Here is a 21,752-nt window from a genome sequence, read left to right on the forward strand (position 1 = left end):
TTTTATAATTGTTATAGGATCTCATCCATTTCTAGCTTTAAATACTGCTGCCAACCGTGAATGTTGCTGATGCAACAGCATCATATCCACCACCATAGAAATAAATCATTTTATACGTTGAACCTACCTTATATCTTCCTGGATAACTATTATTCTTTGGATCATAAGTAAATTTACAAGTACCATTTGTTACTGACGTGTACATCCACCATATTGCCGCGATTGGTCCCGGTGTATCATTTATTTCATATAAACCTACCCAATCACTTTTTGGCATTCTAGCATTTTCGACCGTAACTTCTACCGTATCTGTTATCCCATTTAAAACATTTTTAGATAATCTAATTGATACATCAGGTACAACACCGTCCAGTGTTTTCCCTAATACTTTTAAAGAGTCATTACTTACATTTCCGAATGCATCAATTGCTTTCACTTCAACCTCATACATTGTGTTTGGCTTCAATTCGTCAAATTGCAATGTTAATGGATTTGGTACAGGATCTTTATAGAACTCTGAGAAAGCAAGGAATTCTCTAGCTACTTCATTTGTTTCTACATTTTTTGCTACCACTTTATAGTCATGTACAAGAAGATTGTCTTTCGCTTGTGTAAACATGATCGTTAAGCCGGTAACAGTCGTTTTTTCATTCACAATGGAAAGCATCGCATCATTTGTAAAGAAAGGTGCCTTTTTGTCTCTATCTTCTGTGTATTTAAAATTATGTTTATTAGCAGGATAGCTGATTTCGAATGGTTCACCTGTCCAGTCATTGTTATGAATATCACGGCGTTTAATGATTACTTTGTTATTATAAACTTCCACAATCAGAGCTTGATTTAGGTTGCTGGCCCCTTCAGGTATTTCCCCTTGGATTCTTCCACTATCAAGCCACATATAGGCACCTGTTGAAGTTCCAATAGCAGTAAAATCTTTTTGCATTATGATTTTAGGGTCATCTAACGGATAGTGGGTATGTCCAGAAAAAGAGATAACTTGCGGATATTCTGCCAATGTATTGTAAAAAAGATCTCTATTCTGATCGAAGCCCCATTCGCTTCCATAGATGGTCCCTTTAATTGGCTGATGGTGGAAGACGAAAATCGGTTTTTTCGGATCATCATCATTTGCTAGCTTTAACTGCTCACCTAACCACTCAATTTGTTTTACTGAGAAGGTACCCGGTGTATTACCATCTTCAGTATAAAGAACGATAAAATGATAACCATTTACAATCTTATGATAGTAGATGGATTCCATCCCCGTTTTCTCAAGGAAACGTTTTTGAGCATCTACTGCCGATAAGCCATTCCAATAGTCATGGTTTCCAATCGCAAACATAGAAACAGCATGTGACTGTTTTCTCACATTATAAGCAGACATAAACTTATCATATTCTGCTACAAGTCCCAAATCCGTTAAATCTCCAACAACCACAAAAGCATCTTGCTTAGGAGCAACTGTATTTAACTGATCTAAAGTAGTAATAAACTTATTTAAAAAATCATCGCTCTGACGTTGAATATGTGTATCGCTTATAACAGGAAAAACTAGATCTGGATTATTTCCATTTGAATGCATAACAGAAGAGCTAGATGCTGCTTTAACAGGTAAACTAGTTAACGAGCCTAATAGAGTTAATCCTAAAGCAGCTCCAGCAACTTTAGTTGTCCCCTCCAAAAAGGCTCTTCGATCCATTTTCTTAGCAAAAAGATCATCGTGTAACGATTCTTCTACTTCATTGTTCAATTTATCTTTTTTCATTACAATTACTCCTCTTAAATGATAGATTCGTTAATTTCAATTCAAGGAAATAAATTACTTAATGATGTAGTATTACGGCATTCCTCTAAGTGGGGTATTCTGCTCCCAAATGAACCTGCCGTTTCGATAAACATAGATAATCAATATTCGGAATGACCTAAGGATAAGAACCAACACCTGACATATAACTTCCATATAAGTAAACGTACAGACTCCAAGTTAGAACAGTTATGATTTCGATATTAATAGGGGAAAAATGATAATAATCGATGTACACCTCCAAACAGCACAATATGTAACACATTTACACAAATTTCCTCTTACACAAAAAAATAATACACACTAAATATTGATTATCTGTAAATGATGTGTAAAATGTTGTTATTTTTATAATAAAAAAGCACGTAATGCCACAATTGTGCACATTCTTTTAGTTCATTCAGAATGATTGGATGCAAAATATTAAATAATCTATTTTGCTATGGAAATTGAGGAGAGAAGGGGGAAAGGTAAGTATGTTATATAAAAACAAATAAAAAAGAGGAAAGTAGTCGGTCACTTTTCCTCAAAAATTAATTTATTCACGATTTCAATACCTTCTTTATTATATTTCTGTAGTATTTTTTCAGAGAGTTTTGAATCAGAAATAATACGTTCGATCCTTTCAAAATGACAGACCTTCAATAATGATGCCACATCAAATTTGCTGCTATCCGCTAACACAATGCAACTTTGAGAATTCTCAAGTATTTTCTTTTTCACTTGGTATTCACCTAACCCGTAATCCGTGAGCCCTTCCGTCAAGGAAATACCACTGATGCTCATAAAAAATGTATCAATGTGAAATCCTTTAAAAAAATCTTCTGCCATAGAACCAACTAGACATAATTCTTCATTTCGGAGTACACCTCCGGGCATCATAATTGTGTAATAAGGCATTTCTGAAAGTTCTTTGGCAATGATTAAGGAATTTGTTAAAACGGTTAGTCTTTGAAATTTTCTCTTTAATTCTTTCGCAAATTCGGTATTTGTTGTGCTCACATCTAAGGCAATGGATTGGCCTTCTGTAACATATTGAGCAGCTATTTTTGCTATTTCCATCTTTTCTTCAATATTCTTAGTTTCCCGTAATGAGAAATTGATTTCTTTGCTGTTAACATTATCTAATACCGCGCCTCCGCGTACCCTTCTTAAATAGCCTTCTTTCTCGAGATATTCCAAATCCCTGCGGACTGTTTCAGTAGATACGCTAAACAATTTTGTAATCGAAGATACCTTTACTACTTTATTCTTTCGTAAGCATTCCATTATATATTCGTGACGCTCATGAGCTAACAATATTTTCACCTGCTTTAGTTATTAGGTACCACTTAGAATACTAATACTATAAATAACACAAATTCGCATAATTTCACAACAAAACGCAAATGATTTTTTGGATTTAATTACTAATGAATTGCTTAAACGTAGATACAAACTGTTAAACATTTTCTATTAAATTGGTTAGCCATAGCATAGTTGGGTCTTTAATTGAATAAAATCCTATAGTAATATGAAAAATCCCGTAATTTACAAGGCTCCAGTATGTCTCTTTCCATCGTTTTCCTATATAGTGAATCATATGCTCACAATTTAACAGACTTCATCATACCCTAGTATTAGCAAACCGTTCCATATATATAGCCACCATTAAAAGCGCCACGCAGATCAGTTCGTTGCCGTTTACGTATAAGCCGGTTCTTAGACTTATCGGCAACGAACGTAGTTTAATAATAGTGTTGGGCCCTTGATAGTTGGTCTTATCCGTATATCGAAGTTTACTAACTTTTAAATAACATATAACCATCATATAATAGTAAAAAATATTTTTAATCTATTAACAATAGTGATAAACTATGAGAAGGGTATAAATGATTTAGAAAAGGTGTGTGACTACGTTGCGCCCTAGCTTGCTGTACGCTTAAGCAGAAGCGCTTACATCTTTTCTGTAAACTTAGTAGGGTATAAGGGGAGGAAAAAATGAGTAACAGACAAACTAGAACAGACGTTATCTTAATTGGTGCTGGAATCATGAGCGCGACTTTAGGGTCACTGCTTAAAGAATTAGTGCCGGACTGGAATATTAAAGTGTTTGAGAAGCTCGATAAAGCAGGAATAGAAAGCTCTAACGAATGGAATAATGCGGGAACGGGGCACTCTGCACTATGTGAGCTTAACTATACCGTTGAAAAACAGGACGGATCTATAGATATTAACAAAGCTATAAAAATTAATGAACAATTTCAGCTTTCAAGACAGTTTTGGTCTTATCTTGTAAACAATGATTTGATACGTAATCCGCAGGACTTTATCATGCCATTGCCTCATATGAGTTTTGTACGAGGAGAAAAAAATGTAACGTTTCTAAAAAAACGTTTTGAAGCGCTTTCAAACAGTCCTCTGTTTCAAGGGATGGAATTTTCCGATGACCCAGAAAAACTGATGGAATGGATTCCGCTAATTATGAATGGCCGTGCAGCGAATGAACCTATAGCTGCAACAAAAATCGACTCTGGAACTGATTGCAACTTTGGTGCTTTAACACGCATGTTGTTTGACCACTTAAAGAGTAAAGACGTCGATATAAAATTCAACCATAAGGTTGATGATATTAAACGTGCTAGCGACGGCTTGTGGGAATTGAAAGTACGGAACGAGAGCGGTATCATTGAACGCCATACTTCAAAATTCGTCTTTATCGGCAGTGGTGGCGGAAGCCTGCCTTTACTACAAAAAACTGGTATTCCTGAAAGTAAACATATTGGAGGATTCCCAGTAAGCGGACTATTCCTAGTATGTAAAAATCAAAAGGTTGTAGAGCAGCATCATGCTAAAGTATACGGAAAAGCTGCGGTTGGTGCGCCTCCAATGTCTGTTCCGCATCTTGATACACGATATATCGACAACAAAAAATCATTGCTATTTGGACCGTTTGCCGGCTTCTCACCAAAATTCTTAAAAACGGGTTCAAATATGGATTTAATAGCTTCCGTGAAACCAAATAATGTCTTCACTATGTTAGCGGCAGGTGCAAAAAACATGCCATTAACAAAATACTTGATCCAACAACTAATGTTATCGAAAGAACAGCGTATTGAAGAGTTACGAGAGTTTATTCCAGAAGCTAAAAGCGAAGATTGGGATATTGTAGTAGCGGGCCAACGTGTACAAGTTATTAAAGACACTGAAGCTGGCGGCAAAGGAACTCTTCAATTTGGTACAGAAGTTGTAAGTAGCGCTGATGGCTCGATCGCTGCATTACTTGGCGCATCTCCAGGTGCTTCTACCGCCGTTTCCGTCATGCTTACGGTAATAAAAAAATGCTTCCCGCAACATCTAAACGAGTGGGAAACGAAAATAAAAGAAATGATTCCTTCTTATGGCGTGTCACTAGTGGAAAACCCAGAGCTTTTCAATGAAATTCATACTTCAACAGCAGAGACGCTTGGCTTAGAGCCTAAAAAGCAGTTCGCATAGAGAGCTGAATACAGGGGGACGGTTAAACCTGTAAAAATAGAAAATCAGGAATAATTGAAAAACCTATATGTGAAAGGAAGCATAAATTGCCGTTTTGGCAAATTATGCTTCCTTTTGTTTTTTCAAGGAACTTTATTGGTCTATAATGAAGTGTATGCGGAAGTGAATGGGTAATAGCTATAAAAAGTAAAGTAGTGTCAAAATTACTGAAGGAGAGCTGATTTAGTTTGAACAACCTTACGAAATTTAAAATTTTAAAACCAGCTAATGAAGTTTTTGAAGCCTTTGTAGACCCTTTAAAAATCGGGAATTTTTGGTTCTCTTCAAGTTCTGAAAGATGGGAACAGGGTAAGACGATTACATTGAGATATGATGAATACGACGCACTACTGGATATAAACGTAATAGAAGTAAAGTTGAATAAGAAGATCATGTTCAAATGGGGTCCAACTGAGGAAGAGCATATAGTTACAATTATGCTGAATGAACTAGATAATTCGAATACAATTATTGAAGTTAACGAAGAAGGGTTCAAAGAAAATGATGATGAGATCATACATAAATTGTTAGACAATAAAGAAGGATGGGTTTTTGTGTTGTCCTGTTTAAAGGGGTATTTAGAATTTGGTGTTACTAACTTGAGAACAGGTTTAGTGAAGGATTAATCTGTTAAAAGGGCCAATGGGCTCTTTTTTTATTTTTTAATTGGGTGAATCAATGTTAAAATTCAATATATGTGTAAAACAGGTGCCTGATCCATATGTTTCAAGTATGCTAACATAGCATTATTAAATCAGTGAGGTGGAGAAATTGAAAAATAAAGTAATTTTACTTGCATCAGATCAGCTTGGTAAAGGAGAAGCAGAATTGGGAGAAGGAATATTAGAAACCTTCTTTACCATTCTTAAGCAAAAGGAAGAACTACCTGTGGCTGTTTTTTGCATGAACCGCGGTGTGTTTACATTAACGGAACGCTCGCTCGTTTCTCTCCAATTAAAAGATCTGGAAGAAAAGGGTGTTGACGTTCTTGCTTGTAAAACATGTGTAGACTATTACGAGCTTAATGATAAGCTTGTAGCCGGGAAAATCAGCGGGATGGCCCAATTTATTGAGTTAGCCTCAAAATATGAAGTAATTACCTTATCTTAAGTTTGAAGAGGTGGTCCTTAAGGTGCCCATATTTTTAAAAGGAGTTACAGATAAACACTTCGGAATCTGGATAGTAACCTTAGTTCATTCAAAAAAATCTTGATTCTGAGCCTCTTCATCCCGTGTTTGAACAAATAAAAGATGAAGTATAGATAAGGATTTACAAGATGACATAACATTATTATACAAAAAAGTATGTTTTTTATGATAATATACTAATTTTGTAAAACTATTTTTCGAAATTTGGTTTATACTGGTTAAGGGTAATAGATAGAATTTTAATTAATAGTGAATCATTACACAATTTTTAGAAAGATGGGGAGGTGATTGTGAATGCCTACACCATTAAATAAAAATCGTCGTTATATGGTTGGGTTAGAAAGTCTGAGAGGCCTCGCCATACTAGGTGTTATTTTGTATCATCTCAATTCTAAGTGGCTGCCTGGAGGATTCTTAGGTGTTACTGTATTTTTTGTGCTTTCTGGCTATTTAATTACGGATCTTCTTGTTATTGAATGGAAGGAAAATAAGAGGATTGATTTGAAGAAATTCTGGTTACATAGAGCAAGGAGATTGCTTCCAGGAATGCTTGTCATGCTTGTTATAACCATAGCATGGATTACAATTTTTTATAGTTCTTTACTTGTAAAAATGTGGGGAGATTCGTTAGCAGCTTTATTCTATGTTAGTAATTGGTGGTATATATTTCACAAATTATCATACTTTGATAGTTTTGGCCAACTGTCTCCACTGAATCATTTTTGGTCATTAGCTGTTGAGGAACAGTTCTATGTAGTTTGGCCGCTCATAATTAGTTTAGGATTTTCCTTTATAAAAAAGCAGTCACGAATGACGCTACCTATTTTTCTCGGAGCGATTGCTTCAGCTGTCGCAATGGCAATGATGTATGTACCGGGCACGGATCCAAGTAGGGTTTATTATGGTACCGATACAAGAGCATTTTCCTTACTGATTGGTGCAACACTCGCTTTCATTTGGCCGAGCAGTATGCTTGCCAATAAAATTATCCCGTCAGCTCGTCTTGCTCTTGATGTAATGGGAGGAATTGCTCTTATTGCGATTCTCGTTATGTTTTGGAAGACGAATCAATATGATCCATTCCTATACCGCGGAGGAATGTTCCTTTTCTCTGTTGTTACGGCATTATTAGTAGCGAATCTTGCTCATCCAACTAGCCGAATTAGTGCATTTTTAAGGTTTAGACCACTGCGATGGCTTGGTGTCCGATCCTATGGGATATATCTCTGGCATTATCCGATTATCACATTGACAAGCCCGCAAGTAAATACGGGAGAATTTCATTTTACAAGGGCTATTTTTCAGTTGTTTCTTATTCTGTTTATAGCGCAGCTTTCATGGAAATTCATTGAAAATCCAATTCGTCAAGGTGCATTGAAGAATATTCATTTACATAATTTAAAAATAAGAAACTTAGCGTTAGGTGGTAAACTCGCTTTAGCATTTGCGCTATTGGTTTCTGTGACAGCTGGTTTTGGTTTAGTAACAGGGAGCCAAGCAAAAGTGGTTTCTACAAAAGATAGTATAGAAGCAGTCCAAACGGAACAAAAAAAGGACACAGTACAAACGGACCAAAAAGAACAGGCTGATAAGCCAGCTCAAAGTGAAGAAGAAAAAGGAACTGCTTCTGAGAAACCAAAAGAAACTCCGACAGTTACAGCCATTGGAGATTCAATTATGATAGATATATCTCCATATTTGAAAAATGATTTTCCTGATATTACGATTGATGCGAAGATTGGAAGACAAATGTCTGAAGCAACTGCCACGGTAGATCAAATGAAAAAAGATGGTAATTTAGGAGATTACGTTATTATTGGATTAGGTACAAATGGAGCATTTACTACTGATCAAATAACATCATTGATTCAATCAATAGGTAATGACCGTAAAGTTATATTAATTAATACAAGAGTGCCGCGTCCATGGGAATCATTAGTGAATGAAAGATTAAAAGAAGCAGCGAAGAATTTCTCAAATGTCACACTAGTCGATTGGTATTCAGCAAGTGCTGGGAAGCAGGAATATTTTGAACCAGATGGAGTCCATTTATCGAAAACAGGGGCAGAATCATACGCTTCGCTTGTAGTGAAGCAAATTAAGTGAGTGGAATAGAATGATAATCTATTCGCTCGCTTTCATTATTTGGACTGTTCGCTATACCACATAACAAAAACAAGCGGAAAAGAACCGCTTGTTTGAGGAAAAAACAGACAGAAAAGTAGATGACTTTCCTTAAACATAGTATGTTAAGCCAAACGGAATTGTCGAGATATGAATTGGATGTATGCCATAAAGATCCGTGATATAAGGATGTATGGCATGAGGATATATAACAGGCATGGGATGATAATGCGATGCTAACATTTGATGAATTCCATGAAATGTTGGTTGCATAGAAGCCCATGTGATAGCGGCACCGATACCTGCTTGTCGTGCGTGATTAAAGTATGGGATTATCATAATAATTTATTTTATCTCCTTTTCTCTCAGTTCTCCAAATCTATAAATGATTGGTTCGTGCTCTTTTATATGATATGTCAAGGTACTAAATAAAGAGCTTACTTAAGTCTACCTAACTATTATGGTTATCAAGTCTAAGTAAGTACAGGTAAAGAATCTGAACACAAATATTTGAAAAAACTCGGAGTCACAACGATAGTGCCTCGTGATGAGGTATATGATGGAAAAAGCCGAGCATGGAATCACCGAAAAGCCGAGCTATTGATAAACGCGGTTTTTTCTTTTTGTACCTATCTTGTTTATCCTCTAAACGGGGTAGCGTCAGGATTTGCACAATTTGGGCGGGAACTCTTAAAGGAATGCTGTAATTCTAACGATCGCCTCATAAGCGAAATGGAAACCAAATCCTAATAAAACTAGACTTGCCGTTAATGAGATGACTTTCATCATTTCCGGTTTCAACAATGTTTTACTAAAGTGAACGGTTAACGCTAAATTCAAATTCCACAACCCTATACCAATAAAAACTGCACTGCTTATGTAGAATGCTCTTATTATATTGTCGTCATGAAATGAATCACTTAACACGGATCCATAAATTCCCAACCAGAAAAGGATATTTAGGGGGCTAAAAGCTGCTAGGGATACTCCCGTAAGATAGGAGCGAATCAACCCTGTGCTTAAATGATCTCCCTTGCTACCGGGAGAAGCAACTATTGTCACTGTTCTATGAATGAAGTTCTGAACACCGGTATAGGTTAAAACGAGTGCACCAAATATCAACAATGTAAGTTGTACCCAGTTTAACGTTAGAAATTCAGAAAGTCCTTGATACATCAGGAACATTAAAATGAGGTCAGATGTCATGCCGCCTGCTCCAACAAGCAGAGAAGACCACAACCCTTGATAGATTCCTCTTCTAATAATTTCTATATTAATAGGTCCGATTGGTGCAGCAATGGATAAACCAAGAACGATTTGCCTAATTAAAAGTAAAAACATGCCTCGATCCCCCCTGTTTAAAGCTTGTCTTTAAATTAAATGAAAAGATCATGGGTATTAGAAGTTAAAGTTAGAAAATGAATGGCGCAATCATGATTTTTAACTGATACATTGGATATAATCTAGCTTCCTTATTTACCAGAACATTTTGACTATAATTTACTCATACTAAAGTGAAATTAAAATAAAGATAAATATAAGGCCGTGTGTAGAGAAATCATTTTGGTTGAGGAGGAAATGAATAACAAATGATTAAGGAGACTCATCAACATTCCAAAACAATGGAATCAAGGTTTATCCAGGTCAGGAAATTTACCGAGTATATTGTAGCCCCCCTTGAAACAGAGGATTTTATCATCCAGGCAACACCTGATGTTAGTCCTGCAAAATGGCATTTGGCGCACACTACATGGTTCTTTGAAGCTTTTGTTTTGGTCCCAAATGATCCGTTATATAAGGTGTTTCATCCCAGGTTTTGCTATCTGTTCAATTCCTATTATGAAACGATAGGAAAGTCGTTTCCGCGCTCGTCCCGGGGACTGCTTGCTCGACCGACAATAACAGAAGTCATGGATTATCGTCGTTATGTAGAAGAACGTGTTCTGAACCTGTTGAAACAAAGTGATGATGAACAGTTGTCAAAGCTTAGTCCAATTATTGAAATCGGTATAAACCACGAACAACAGCATCAGGAGCTCCTGTTTACGGATATTAAATACAATTTTTATGTTAATCCACTTCGTCCGGTTTATCGTGAAAAACTATCGCTGTCCGTTGGTGTTGAAGAGCCGTTGAATTGGGAGAGATTCGAAGGAGGAATCGTTGAAATCGGCCACGATGGAGACGAGTTTTCTTTTGACAATGAAGGTCCGCGCCACAAGGTTTGGCTCGACCCGTATCGATTGGCATCACGTCCGGTGACAAATGGAGAGTTTATTGCTTTTATCGAAGACGGCGGGTATGAAGAAGTAAAATATTGGTTATCAGACGGATGGTTAACTGTTAAAGAGGAAGGGTGGAATGCCCCTCTTTACTGGGAAAAAGCTGATGGGGTATGGCATCACTTTACACTATCGGGAATGCGTAAAGTAAATGAAAATGAACCGGTCACTCATGTCAGTTATTACGAAGCCTCTGCCTATGCAAGTTGGGCAGGCTGGCGGTTGCCGACAGAAGTGGAATGGGAGAACGCCTTTGTTAACAAAGAAATCAAGGGGAATTTTGCGGAGTCTGACTATTATCATACTGCTGGTGATACAAAGGACAAAGGCGGATTATCTAGAGGGTTCGGCGATGTGTGGGAATGGACAATGAGTCCATATATGCCGTATCCAGGCAACAAACCATTAGAAGGAGCACTTGGTGAATATAATGCCAAATTTATGGCCAATCAAATGGTGCTGCGGGGAGGTTCCTGCGTAACCCCCTCATCTCATATCCGGTTAACCTACCGTAACTTTTTCCCGCTGGAAAAACGCTGGCAGTTCAGTGGATTTCGTTTGGCAGGTGACCTGATATGAAGATATCGAAACCATCCGTTGAGGTACTTGATTTGGAACCGAATGCAGAAAACTTTTACAATGAAGTTTTTGCTGGCTTGAATAAGGAACAGAAACAACTTGATTCAAAATTGTTATATGACGAAAAAGGCTCCAACTTGTTTGAAAAAATCACAACACTGCCGGAATACTATTTGACCCGAACAGAACTTTTGATTTTAAGACGATATGCAAAAGAAATAGTCTCGTATTTTGGAGAGCATGCACTTTTAATAGACTTGGGCAGCGGAAGCAGTGAAAAGGTGAAAATTTTACTGGACAAGGTACCTAATCTTGCAGCTTATATCGCTGTAGATATTTCAAAGGTATTTTTAGAAAAATCGGCCATTGCCTTAGCCAATGAATACCCAAATCTTAAGGTAGCGGCGATGTGTGCCGATTATACTCAATCCATTGATTTACCAGACATCTATCAAGAACGTAAAAGGATCGTGTTCTTTCCAGGCTCAACGTTCGGAAATTTTGAGCCGAGTCATGCTGAGGCGTTTTTAAAACGGATTTCAAAGATGTTAACAAAAGGGGATGGTTTACTCATTGGAATCGATATGAAGAAAGACACTTCGATTCTCCATCGAGCTTATAACGATTCTCTTGGGGTCACGGCCGCTTTTAATTTGAATGTACTGGATCGAATCAATCGTGAACTACATGCTAGTTTTCAGCTTCATCAATTTAAACACGATGCTTTTTACAACGATGAACAAGAACGGATCGAAATGCATATTAAAAGTTTAGTTGATCAGGTTGTTATGATCGATAAGAAACCAATTGTGTTTAAAAAAGGGGAAACCATTCATACCGAAAACTCATATAAATACGATATTAACTCATTTCAAACGATGACTGAGAAAAATGGGTTTAAAACGAAACAAGTTTGGACGGATCCTGATTCCTTATTTAGTGTTCATTATTTAACCGTATGCTCCCCGTAGAGGTACGCGACACAAAAAGAAAAATGCATGATCAATGGCGGGGATGCTACCAGTAACGACAAGAGTATCAAAAGCGGTGAGACAAATAGGGGGGATTAATTTCTTTTTAGACAACAAAACAGAAACATGTATAGCCAACAGGCTTCGGAGTGCTGGTTGTGTTTTCGCGGAAGATGAGACCCGGTTACTCATCTTAGAGGCACGAACTTTAGAGGACCTCAAGAAAATGGTGGAATTGCGAGCTAATGGTTTACCTCTTGAATACATCATCGGATATACAGAATTCTGTGGTTTACGGATAGAAGTGGATCAGGGAGTCTTTGTGCCTCGCCAACGTACCGAGTTTCTTGTTCGCCAGGCAGAAGCCTTGTCATGTTCTGGTGATATTGTCGTTGATCTATGTTGTGGGGCGGGCGCTGTGGGTGCAGCACTGGCCACAGCTTTGGGACGGGTTTTGTTATATTCTGTTGACATTGACCCTGTCGCAGTACGATGTGCTAATCGCAACGTAACTGACTTCGGTGGTCACGTTTTTGAAGGTGACTTGTATAAGGCTTTACCCCGCGCACTCAAAGGCAATGTGAACATCCTAGTTGCGAATGTACCTTACGTTCCTACCGAGGCAATCAAGTTGCTTCCAAGGGAGGCCCGCCTGTATGAATCGAAAATGGCGCTTGACGGAGGAGAGGATGGACTTAATATTCAGCGAAGGGTAGCAGAAGAAGCCCCTCACTGGCTAGCATCTGGAGGACACCTTTTGGTAGAGACAAGCGAAATGCAGGCGCCTCAGACTATTGAAATCTTTGCTAATGCTGGGCTAATCACGAAAGTGGCCAGAGACGATGAACTAGACGCTACTGTCGTTATCGGAACCAATTCTGGCAACTAGAAGGGGTAGAAATAATCTACCCCCTTCTAGTTGCTATTTATCTACCTTTCCTTTTATGTAAACATCAATGATATGTAGTCATGAATTAAAAGATTTTGACAATAGTTTATCTAAATGTTCCATGATTGCTGCAGGATTTCCTGAAATATTATCTTCTCTCACTTGATCTTTTTTCATTTTTTCTAAGGACTTGATTAAAACCTCTTGTTCTATTGATTGTGGAATCACAACAACTCCGTCTGCATCACCGACGATGATATCTCCTGGATTTATGGATGCCCCGCCACATGAAATAGGAACATTAATCTCTCCTATACCCGTTTTTCCACTTGAGGCTACAGCAGTTCCTTTAGAGAAGACAGGAAAATTTAGTTCTTTGATCCCAATGATATCACGAATAACACCATCAACCACGATTCCGCCAACGCCTAATGTTTTTGCCATCCCCACGACAAAATCGCCAGCAATTGCCCGATATTGATCTCCTTTGGCATCGATAACTAAAATATCACCTGGTTTCGATTCTCTGATTGCTTTTAAAACAGCAAGATTATCTCCCACAGGAACTTTTACCGTTAAAGCTCTTCCGGCAAGCTTGTATTCTTCCTTAAGAGGTTTAATCTCAGGGTTCAAATTATTTAATCCATCCATCGCATCAGAAATACAGGTCGTTGGGATATTTTGAAATTCGTTTATTAGGTTGATCACACAACATTCTCCTTTCTATTAGTTGATTTGTCGAAAACATACGTAAACTCTTGGTGGGATGCTCACTAAACTATGTACAGGATCCAATACTGATGTTATATAACAATTACGATTAATTCAGTTTGTATTATATAACAAAATATTTTTAAGGTAAATCATTTTTTACATTTTCTGAGAAGAAAAGGGGGGAGTTGGTAATGGATTTGTAAAGGCTATCTTTTTGTTTCTATCAAAAAAGGCCATAGTGTATTTATAAAATGTAAAATATAGATTATTTTATTATTATAGGAATTAAGAACTAAGTAGTCCTAATTCTAGTAATAATTTGAATATTAACTGATGGAAGTGATAATACCATTATGAAGTAGGATTTATTTTAATTTATTTGTAAAAATCTGAACAAATAGTACAACCTAAAATCCAAATTCTAAAGCGGAAATATCGTATTAAAAGGAGAAGAGTTGTGAGCTTATATATTTGGTTTGATTTCTTTCTGTTCATCCTATTGTTTACTTTATTCGTTTATGTTTTTACGACCGTGACGATTACAAAATTACATAAAGTTTACTTCTTATTTCATTTCTTTATGATGCTTTGGCCTCTTTGTCAATTTGCCACAGACATCACAAACGACTGGTGGTTGCAGTTGTATTATGTGAAAATGTCTTTTGTTTCACTTTCCTTGTTGGGCGGCGGTTGGCTTCTTCTTACTGTCTTTCTCACTGGAAATGCTGATAAATTAGGGGAAAAAAGGTTACTCCTATTGTTTGTTCCAGCTATTATTGCTGCAACTGGTATTATCATGAATCCGTTTCATTCTTTTATACACCCAATGGAAGGTGGTTACATACATAGAACATACGGACCTTGGTTCTGGTTTATGATCATTATTCTATTAAGCTATTTTTTTACTTCCCTCACTTTTTTGTTTCAGGCCTTGCACTCTCCCAAAACGTCATTGACAATGAAAAGACGAGTAAAAGTAACACTATGGGGTATATTCGTTCTAGCATTTTTTGCACTACTTGACTTGCTGTTTAATGTTGGCTTGAGAAATTGGTTGCCTATCATCCCAGGTTTGACTTCTGCTGGAATTTTTCTTTCTGATCTTTTTTTTGTGTTTGCTATTAAACGGTACAATGTTTTTGAACTTGTTACCATCGCCCACGAAGATGTGATTAATACCATTCCATATGGAATACTGGTGTTGGATGAAAACGAAACGATTATTGAAGTCAACAATGCTATGCAATTTTTTGTAAATCTGAGTGTAGGCGATCATTTTGATATGGAAAAGTTTCTTGAGGCTGGTCGTATAGATGGCAATGGCAAGAGTTTTTTGGATACTTACAATCATAGAGAAAATACTTGCCATCAAATTGAAATCGTCGTCGAGCGGGATATGACGAATTATTTTATTATACAAGCCTCTCCGATTGTGATTTCTGGCCGTAATCAAATTGGTCGAACAATTACTTTTCAGGATGTTACACAAATGCGATATCTTGTTAAAGAAATAAATCAGCAAAATGAGATCTTGCAAGAGCAAAATGATTCGCTTGTCAGCATCCGTGATGAATTATCAAAAGCCAATCAAAAGCTAACGGAAATGGCTCTTACCGACAACTTGACAAAATGCTACAATCGTCATTATTTGACCCAACAGTTGACTCATGAGGTGATGATGAATATCCAATATAAAACGTCATTTTCCCTTATTCTCTTGGATGTTGATTTCTTTAAAGCGATTAACGATCGTTACGGACATGTAGTAGGAGATGAGGTTCTTTATCAGATTGCTCAAACAATTAAGCAATCCATTCGCAGTACAGATATTCTAGCAAGGTATGGCGGAGAGGAATTCATAATCTACCTCCCGCATACAAACGGTCAGTTAGCAAAACAATTAGCAGAGCGGTTGAGATTATCTGTGAATTCAAATCCAATAATAGTAGAGAAGGGAATCGCACCGCTTTCCATCACTATCAGTATCGGAGTTTTGGCTATTGAAGATTTTGATCATGACTATATTCCAGATAATCCAGAAAAGCATGTAATTCAACTTTTTGCTACAGTGGATAAGGCACTTTATCAAGCAAAGCAAAATGGACGCAATCGGATCGAATTTGCTTACATCAAAGAAAATCATAAGAAAAATCAATTCTGCTGAATGTGAGGTTTGCTGTTAAGACTATCCAAGTCTCACACAGAACACCTTACTTTTTAGGATTATCAATAGATTCTTGAAGAAAAGTAAGGCGGATCATGTAAAGATTTGATATGATTTTTTTAGAGGGGAAGGGATATTATGAAATTAAATGAATGGTTAAATAATGAAATTCCTAACATTGCAAAATCACTTGAAGATATAAATAAAAAATATTTTTTTATTGAGAAGACAATAGGGTTTGCTGGGAAAGAAACTATATACAAGATACTCCATAATTTTCGTTCTGCGCTTTTCCCAGGTGTCTATGATAAATACCCCATTGATGAAACAAGAGTTAATATTATTATTGGAAATAAATTAAGGACATCAGCTTTAGATTTAAGAGACTTGATCGAAAAAGTACTGATAAATAAAAATAGTGTAAAAGATAGTTCCTATACTATAAATACCGATTGTAAATCTGAAGCAAGTGAAATTGTAATTCGACTAATAAATAACTTTCCAGAAATACGTAAAGAGATCCAAACAGATATTCAGGCTGCCTATAATGGGGATCCTGCAGCAATATCAACTGAAGAAATACTCTTAAGTTATCCCTCGATTGAAGCAATAAGTATACATAGAATAGCTCATGAACTGTATAAATTGAGTGTACCAATCATTCCAAGAATAATGTCCGAATACGCACATCAGTTAACAGGAATCGATATTCATCCTGGTGCATCAATTGGGGAGTCTTTCTTTATCGACCACGGAACTGGAGTGGTTATTGGTGAAACATGTACGATAGGTAAAAATGTAAAGATTTATCAAGGAGTAACCTTAGGTGCTAAAAGTTTTCCACTTGATGAACAAGGAAATCCAATAAAAGGAATAAAGCGACACCCTGATATTGAAGATAATGTGGTTATCTATGCAGGAGCAACTATTCTTGGTGGAGACACAAAAATTGGACATGATTCTATGATTGGGGGAAATATATGGTTAACTCAGTCTGTACCTCCATATTCAAAGGTTTATAATTCCCAGCCAGCCCCAAAAATTAAAAATGACCATTAAAATATCAAAAATATATTTCAGAAAGTTAAACTTGATGGGAGATAATTAAAGAAGTATGGAGATTAATAAAGATTGATTGTAAATCCTGATAATAGTTACCGGTTTTAACAATTGGGCGCTTTTCTTTAAAAAGAAGGCGTCTTATTATAAAGAAGTTTTATTAAGAAACATTATTGTTTGGAATGTAAATAGGAGGCGTATTTAAATGAGCCAACGAAAGTTAGTATTATTTATTGCTCAAAGCTTGGATGGGTATATCGCAACAAAAGAAGACTCCTTAGATTGGTTATTTAAAGTTGAGGGCGAAGGAGATAATGGATATTCAGAGTTTTTGGCAAGAATAGATACCATCTTTATGGGGAAAAGAACCTACGATTGGATAATGGAAGAGGTAAAAGGTGATTTTCCTTACAAAGAACAACGCTGCTATGTTTTTACTAGAAACCCATTAGAAAATAATGAGTATGTAACATTCATTAACGAAGATATCGTGAAATTCACTTCGAAAATAAAGAAAGAAAAAGGGGAAAATATTTGGATGGTTGGAGGTGGAGATTTATTACATGCATTTTTGAAAGAAAGACTAGTCGATGAACTGTATTTGACAATTGCACCAACTATCTTGGGAGAGGGTATTCCGTTATTTAAAGAGGGAGATTATCAACTAGACCTTTCTTTAATAGGTACAAGAACCTTTAATCAATTTGTTGAATTACATTATATCGTCAAAAAATAATTACATACTATTTAACTAACGATTGCTTTTGTTTAATAAAGTCTAAATAAAGGGCGTACATATTACGACTAGTTTTTCATTCAATATTCCCGAAAAGTAAAATATATGTTTCTTATCTTAACAGGGTGAGGTCGCTGGTTCGAGAGACCAGTCCGGGTCATATTTGATGCTCCAGGAACAAGATTTAGACAAATAAATAGCTGAGGATAGGAGAAAATAAAAGCTTTCGGAGACATTTTTATAGGTGCATATGTCTCAAACGAAAAGAGAATGAGGTCCTTTAATTGGTACAAAGATTATGGTCAAATAGCTTTTAATGCTCTCCTGACTTTTCTTGCAAAAATCAATGGTTCTTCAACAGATTCGATGTTGACATAAATTAAACGTGGCTTATCGAACAACCATTCATTGTGGATAGACGAAACTATTATTTCCTGAGCACGAATTGCAGTAATAAATGGCTCCACTTCATTTTGTAAAAGTGCTACTCTTCCTAAACATAAAGCTTTGCCTTTTAAATTATTTATTGATTCGAATGAGAAAGAAGAAGTCACCCCAAATCTCTTTCCCAAAATCGTTGCACTTATTTGATCTCGCGATATTGTAGCTACACACTTTCCACCCGCAAATCCTGATTGACCGCCTATAATTCTTGCAAACTCACGACAAAGTGTTTCTTCATTGTTCACCATTTTATTTATAACCTTCTTTACACTTTATTTTGTTTTTAACAGCTGTCCTCTTATCTTTCCAAACTAAGAATAACCGTAATGAAATGTCAAGGAACGATCAAAATATCCTATTAAAATTCAACTAAAGTTGTACAGGCAGTTGCAATAGGAAAATCGTGGATTTATAATGCAAGCCGTTGTAATGGTGTGAGTTAACCTTAAAGTAACGGGTAGGTTAGTCCAAGAAGGAATATTTAAAAATAGCGTTGAATTTAGCTATGATAATGGAATTGATCAAAATTGTTTAGTCATTGAATGTAAGGAGGAAGAGCTAATGAAAAAAAGCAATATTATTTTCTTTGAAAGAAAATTTCCAAGTGCAAACATGGTCCTTATTAAGGATCAGCTCCCGATCCTTATTGATACTGGTTTTGGGAGTGATGCGAAAGATACAGAGCGATTAATTAAAGAAGTAGGTGTTTCACCAGAAGAATTACACCTTATTGTGAACACGCACTATCATAGTGATCATGTAGGAGGCAATTATTATCTTCAAAATAATTATGGTGTTCCGATTGCTGCTCATAAATGGGAAGCCGATTTAATTAATACTTGTGACCCTGAAGCTTGTTGTGCAGAATGGTTAGATCAGCCTGTAGAACCATATCGAGTCGATAGAAAGCTCACAGATAACGATGAGATTCATACAGGAAGTAGAACCTTAAAAGTCTTACACACACCGGGACATACGTTAGGGCATATTTCCTTATATGAACCTGAAGAAGAGATATTATTTTGCGGGGATCTCTTTCAAAAAAATGATATCGGATGGATAAATATTTTTCGAGAGGGCGTGTCATCGATCCAACGATCTATGGAAAGTTTAGATCGGATGTCTATGCTTCGGATCAGGCAGGCATATTCAGGACATGGACCTCAAATGGAAAATCCGATTGCTGCCATTGATGCAGCAAGGCAACGGTTTGAAAAGTGGCTCAGGATGCCAGAAAAAATTTCATGGCATGCCTGCAAGAGGATTTTTTCATTCACATTAATGATGAATAACGGATTGGCAAAAGAAGAAATAGATAACTACCTACTAAAGTGTGGTTGGTTCCAAGATTTTGCACGCTATTCTTTTCAGCTTCATCCAGAAGAGTTTATTCAAATCCTGCTCGATGAAATGATTCGTTCCGGAGCAGCAAGCTGGCAGAATAATCATTTACTCGCCACCACCCCATACCAAGCACCACAAAAGAATTGGATGAATAGGAACATAAAGCCGAAAGAGTGGAAACCTCAAGACTTTCTCATCTAACGAAAAGCCCACCCTGAAAGTAAAAAATTCGGGAGGAGATTTGTATGCCATTAAAAATAGGAGATATAATTTCGTTTGAACGGACTTTTTCAGTAAAGGATGTTGAATTATTTACAGAGATTTCAGGAGATGAAGGGATTCATCATATAACCCCAGATGAACAGGGAAGACTTGTAATTCAAGGATTATTAACGGCAACTCTACCAACAAAAGTAGGTGGAACTTATAGCGTACTGGCTCGTAGTATGAATTTTGAGTTTTTAAGACCTGTTTTTACGGGAGATACAATAGTTTGCGAAGTAACAATTGAGAAGTTTGAAAAGCAAGATAATAATAGAACAGCTATTATGGCATCTTTCTTATGCACAAATCAGAATGAGAAACAAGTATTGAGAGGAAACTTTGCTGGAGTTATTTTATAAACTTAATATGTCTTATTCAACGAAATGGTGTGATTGTCAAAAAAGACAATCGCTTTTTCACTAACGAGGCAGAATGGTTCAATAGGAAAAGAAGTTTTATTAAGATAGGTAAGAAAAAACATTAATAGGAGGCATATTTAAATGAGCCAACGAAAGTTAGTATTATTTATAGCTCAAAGCTTGGATGGGTATATCGCAACAAAAGAAGACTCCTTAGAATGGTTATTTAAAGTTGAGGGCGAAGGAGATAATGGATATTCAGAGTTTTTGTCAACAATAGATACCATCTTTATGGGGAAAAGAACCTACGATTGGATAATGAAAGAGGTAAAAGGTGATTTTCCTTACAAAGAACAACGCTGCTATGTTTTTACTAGAAACCCATTAGAAAATAATGAATATGTAACATTCATTAACGAAGATATTGTGAAATTCACTTCGAAAATAAAGAAAGAAGAAGGGGAAAATATTTGGATGGTTGGAGGTGGAGATTTATTACATGCATTTTTGAAAGAAAGACTAGTCGATGAACTGTATTTGACAATTGCACCAACAATCATAGGAGAGGGAATTCCGTTATTTAAAGAGGGAGATTATCAACTAGACCTTTCTTTAATAGGCACTAGAACCTTTAATCAATTTGTTGAATTACATTATATCGTCAAAAAATAATTACATACTATTTAACTAATGATTGCTTTTGTTTAATAAAGTCGAAAAACTAGGCGTACATATTACGACTAGTTTTCTCAAGTAGCTTTTAATGCTCTCCTGACTTTTCTTGCAAAAGTCAATGGTTCTTCAACAGATTCGATATTGACATAAATTAAACGTGGCTTATCGAACAACCATTCATTGTGGATAGATGAAACTATTACTTCCTGAGCACGAATTACAGTGATAAATGGCTCCACTTCATTTTGTAAAAGTGCTACCCTTCCTAAGCATAAAGCTTTGCCTTTTACATTATTTATTGATTCGAATGAGAAAGAAGAAGTCACCCCAAATCTCTTTCCCAAAGTCGTTGCACTTATTTGATCTCGTGATATTGTAGCTACACACTTTCCACCCGCAAATCCTGCTTGACCGCCTATAATTCTAGCAAACTCACGACAAAGTGTTTCTTCATTGTTCACCATTTTATTTATCACCTTCTTTACACTTTATTTTGTTATTTAACAACTGTCTCTTTTCTTTCCAAACTACGAAATCACCGTAAGAAATGTCAAGGAAGGATCTCTATAAATGATCTGTTGAGCTATGACATGAACTACGACTTGACATAAAATCACCTTCAACATATAACTCTTTCAAAATATCCTATTAAAATTCAACTAAAGTTGTACAGGCAGTT

At 36.4% G+C, this 21,752-nt stretch carries 20 protein-coding genes; 13 read left to right on the forward strand and 7 right to left on the reverse strand.

Going from position 1 to position 21,752, the window contains the following annotated elements:
* Window positions 1-37 precede the first annotated feature (37 nt).
* Window positions 38-1,765 carry a metallophosphoesterase family protein gene (locus ACM5BR_RS01775; RefSeq protein WP_416825476.1) on the reverse strand — a complete coding sequence of 576 codons (1,728 nt, stop codon included), beginning with the start codon at window positions 1,763-1,765 and terminating at the stop codon, window positions 38-40.
* A 555-nt stretch (window positions 1,766-2,320) separates the two neighbouring features.
* On the reverse strand, window positions 2,321-3,112 hold the full coding sequence (locus tag ACM5BR_RS01780; protein ID WP_416825477.1) for a DeoR/GlpR family DNA-binding transcription regulator: 792 nt from the start codon (window positions 3,110-3,112) through the stop codon (window positions 2,321-2,323).
* Window positions 3,113-3,784: 672 nt separating this feature from the next.
* Between ACM5BR_RS01780 and ACM5BR_RS01785 the strand changes: the two genes are divergently transcribed.
* The 4 genes from ACM5BR_RS01785 (at window position 3,785) to ACM5BR_RS01800 (ending at window position 8,575) form a co-directional block, all read left to right on the forward strand.
* Window positions 3,785-5,281 carry a malate:quinone oxidoreductase gene (locus tag ACM5BR_RS01785; RefSeq protein ID WP_416825478.1) on the forward strand — a complete coding sequence of 499 codons (1,497 nt, stop codon included), beginning with the start codon at window positions 3,785-3,787 and terminating at the stop codon, window positions 5,279-5,281.
* A gap of 227 nt (window positions 5,282-5,508) precedes the next feature.
* On the forward strand, window positions 5,509-5,946 hold the full coding sequence (locus ACM5BR_RS01790) for an SRPBCC family protein (RefSeq protein ID WP_416825479.1): 438 nt from the start codon (window positions 5,509-5,511) through the stop codon (window positions 5,944-5,946).
* A gap of 145 nt (window positions 5,947-6,091) precedes the next feature.
* Complete coding sequence (locus ACM5BR_RS01795) at window positions 6,092-6,430, forward strand: DsrE family protein (protein WP_416825480.1); 339 nt, start codon at window positions 6,092-6,094, stop codon at window positions 6,428-6,430.
* Window positions 6,431-6,763: 333 nt separating this feature from the next.
* Window positions 6,764-8,575, forward strand: coding sequence for an acyltransferase family protein (locus tag ACM5BR_RS01800; protein WP_416825481.1), 1,812 nt, complete (start codon window positions 6,764-6,766; stop codon window positions 8,573-8,575).
* Between the two features lie 129 nt (window positions 8,576-8,704).
* On the opposite strand, the gene ACM5BR_RS01805 is transcribed toward ACM5BR_RS01800, so the two are convergent.
* A complete protein-coding gene (locus ACM5BR_RS01805; RefSeq protein WP_416825482.1) occupies window positions 8,705-8,932 on the reverse strand; it encodes a hypothetical protein in 228 nt (75 codons plus the stop codon).
* Window positions 8,933-9,283: 351 nt separating this feature from the next.
* A complete protein-coding gene (locus tag ACM5BR_RS01810) occupies window positions 9,284-9,934 on the reverse strand; it encodes a LysE family translocator (RefSeq protein ID WP_416825483.1) in 651 nt (216 codons plus the stop codon).
* 248 nt (window positions 9,935-10,182) lie between these two features.
* On the opposite strand from ACM5BR_RS01810, the gene egtB reads away from it, so the two are divergent.
* The 3 genes from egtB (at window position 10,183) to ACM5BR_RS01825 (ending at window position 13,314) form a co-directional block, all read left to right on the forward strand.
* On the forward strand, window positions 10,183-11,454 hold the full coding sequence (gene egtB, locus ACM5BR_RS01815) for an ergothioneine biosynthesis protein EgtB (RefSeq protein ID WP_416825484.1): 1,272 nt from the start codon (window positions 10,183-10,185) through the stop codon (window positions 11,452-11,454).
* Window positions 11,451-12,425 (forward strand): L-histidine N(alpha)-methyltransferase, encoded by a 975-nt coding sequence (gene egtD, locus ACM5BR_RS01820; RefSeq protein ID WP_416825485.1) that lies wholly within the window; start codon window positions 11,451-11,453, stop codon window positions 12,423-12,425. The genes egtB and egtD overlap by 4 nt, the downstream gene beginning before the upstream one ends.
* 130 nt (window positions 12,426-12,555) lie before the next feature.
* Window positions 12,556-13,314, forward strand: a complete 759-nt coding sequence (locus tag ACM5BR_RS01825; RefSeq protein ID WP_416827809.1) for a putative protein N(5)-glutamine methyltransferase — start codon at window positions 12,556-12,558, stop codon at window positions 13,312-13,314.
* Window positions 13,315-13,392: 78 nt separating this feature from the next.
* On the opposite strand, the gene ACM5BR_RS01830 is transcribed toward ACM5BR_RS01825, so the two are convergent.
* Window positions 13,393-14,022 carry an RraA family protein gene (locus ACM5BR_RS01830; RefSeq protein ID WP_416825486.1) on the reverse strand — a complete coding sequence of 210 codons (630 nt, stop codon included), beginning with the start codon at window positions 14,020-14,022 and terminating at the stop codon, window positions 13,393-13,395.
* A gap of 463 nt (window positions 14,023-14,485) precedes the next feature.
* On the opposite strand from ACM5BR_RS01830, the gene ACM5BR_RS01835 reads away from it, so the two are divergent.
* The 3 genes from ACM5BR_RS01835 (at window position 14,486) to ACM5BR_RS01845 (ending at window position 17,987) form a co-directional block, all read left to right on the forward strand.
* Entirely contained in the window at window positions 14,486-16,192 is a 1,707-nt protein-coding gene (locus tag ACM5BR_RS01835; protein WP_416825487.1) for a histidine kinase N-terminal 7TM domain-containing diguanylate cyclase, read from the forward strand.
* A gap of 138 nt (window positions 16,193-16,330) precedes the next feature.
* Entirely contained in the window at window positions 16,331-17,251 is a 921-nt protein-coding gene (gene epsC, locus ACM5BR_RS01840) for a serine O-acetyltransferase EpsC (RefSeq protein WP_416825488.1), read from the forward strand.
* A 205-nt stretch (window positions 17,252-17,456) separates the two neighbouring features.
* The gene (locus ACM5BR_RS01845; RefSeq protein WP_416825489.1) at window positions 17,457-17,987 is read left to right on the forward strand and encodes a dihydrofolate reductase family protein; all 531 of its coding nucleotides are present in this window, start codon (window positions 17,457-17,459) and stop codon (window positions 17,985-17,987) included.
* Window positions 17,988-18,289: 302 nt separating this feature from the next.
* On the opposite strand, the gene ACM5BR_RS01850 is transcribed toward ACM5BR_RS01845, so the two are convergent.
* Entirely contained in the window at window positions 18,290-18,679 is a 390-nt protein-coding gene (locus tag ACM5BR_RS01850; RefSeq protein ID WP_416825490.1) for a DUF1259 domain-containing protein, read from the reverse strand.
* 313 nt (window positions 18,680-18,992) lie between these two features.
* Here ACM5BR_RS01850 and ACM5BR_RS01855 point away from each other — a divergent pair, with 313 nt between their 5' ends.
* The 3 genes from ACM5BR_RS01855 to ACM5BR_RS01865 all read left to right on the forward strand — a co-directional run bounded on the left by ACM5BR_RS01855 (window position 18,993) and on the right by ACM5BR_RS01865 (window position 21,070).
* Window positions 18,993-19,976, forward strand: a complete 984-nt coding sequence (locus ACM5BR_RS01855; RefSeq protein ID WP_416825491.1) for an MBL fold metallo-hydrolase — start codon at window positions 18,993-18,995, stop codon at window positions 19,974-19,976.
* 44 nt (window positions 19,977-20,020) lie between these two features.
* Window positions 20,021-20,398: a hotdog domain-containing protein gene (locus ACM5BR_RS01860; RefSeq protein WP_416825492.1), complete on the forward strand. Its 378-nt coding sequence runs from the start codon at window positions 20,021-20,023 to the stop codon at window positions 20,396-20,398.
* A 141-nt stretch (window positions 20,399-20,539) separates the two neighbouring features.
* On the forward strand, window positions 20,540-21,070 hold the full coding sequence (locus ACM5BR_RS01865; RefSeq protein ID WP_416825493.1) for a dihydrofolate reductase family protein: 531 nt from the start codon (window positions 20,540-20,542) through the stop codon (window positions 21,068-21,070).
* A gap of 77 nt (window positions 21,071-21,147) precedes the next feature.
* Here ACM5BR_RS01865 and ACM5BR_RS01870 read toward each other — a convergent pair whose 3' ends face one another.
* Entirely contained in the window at window positions 21,148-21,537 is a 390-nt protein-coding gene (locus ACM5BR_RS01870; protein ID WP_416825494.1) for a DUF1259 domain-containing protein, read from the reverse strand.
* Window positions 21,538-21,752 lie beyond the last annotated feature (215 nt).

The sequence above is a fragment of the Ectobacillus polymachus genome, from assembly GCF_048159605.1.
Lineage (GTDB): Bacteria > Bacillota > Bacilli > Bacillales > Bacillaceae_G > Ectobacillus > Ectobacillus polymachus.

What these genes read in the sequence shown, in the direction of transcription:
- ACM5BR_RS01855 (WP_416825491.1), top strand. Translation starts at nt 18,993, where the DNA reads ATGAAAAAAAGCAATATTATTTTCTTTGAAAGAAAATTTCCAAGTGCA.
- ACM5BR_RS01800 (WP_416825481.1), top strand. Translation starts at nt 6,764, where the DNA reads ATGCCTACACCATTAAATAAAAATCGTCGTTATATGGTTGGGTTAGAA.
- ACM5BR_RS01850 (WP_416825490.1), bottom strand. Translation starts at nt 18,679, where the DNA reads ATGGTGAACAATGAAGAAACACTTTGTCGTGAGTTTGCAAGAATTATA.
- ACM5BR_RS01845 (WP_416825489.1), top strand. Translation starts at nt 17,457, where the DNA reads ATGAGCCAACGAAAGTTAGTATTATTTATTGCTCAAAGCTTGGATGGG.
- epsC (WP_416825488.1), top strand. Translation starts at nt 16,331, where the DNA reads ATGAAATTAAATGAATGGTTAAATAATGAAATTCCTAACATTGCAAAA.
- ACM5BR_RS01810 (WP_416825483.1), bottom strand. Translation starts at nt 9,934, where the DNA reads ATGTTTTTACTTTTAATTAGGCAAATCGTTCTTGGTTTATCCATTGCT.
- egtB (WP_416825484.1), top strand. Translation starts at nt 10,183, where the DNA reads ATGATTAAGGAGACTCATCAACATTCCAAAACAATGGAATCAAGGTTT.
- egtD (WP_416825485.1), top strand. Translation starts at nt 11,451, where the DNA reads ATGAAGATATCGAAACCATCCGTTGAGGTACTTGATTTGGAACCGAAT.
- ACM5BR_RS01785 (WP_416825478.1), top strand. Translation starts at nt 3,785, where the DNA reads ATGAGTAACAGACAAACTAGAACAGACGTTATCTTAATTGGTGCTGGA.
- ACM5BR_RS01870 (WP_416825494.1), bottom strand. Translation starts at nt 21,537, where the DNA reads ATGGTGAACAATGAAGAAACACTTTGTCGTGAGTTTGCTAGAATTATA.
- ACM5BR_RS01775 (WP_416825476.1), bottom strand. Translation starts at nt 1,765, where the DNA reads ATGAAAAAAGATAAATTGAACAATGAAGTAGAAGAATCGTTACACGAT.
- ACM5BR_RS01865 (WP_416825493.1), top strand. Translation starts at nt 20,540, where the DNA reads ATGAGCCAACGAAAGTTAGTATTATTTATAGCTCAAAGCTTGGATGGG.
- ACM5BR_RS01805 (WP_416825482.1), bottom strand. Translation starts at nt 8,932, where the DNA reads ATGATAATCCCATACTTTAATCACGCACGACAAGCAGGTATCGGTGCC.
- ACM5BR_RS01860 (WP_416825492.1), top strand. Translation starts at nt 20,021, where the DNA reads ATGCCATTAAAAATAGGAGATATAATTTCGTTTGAACGGACTTTTTCA.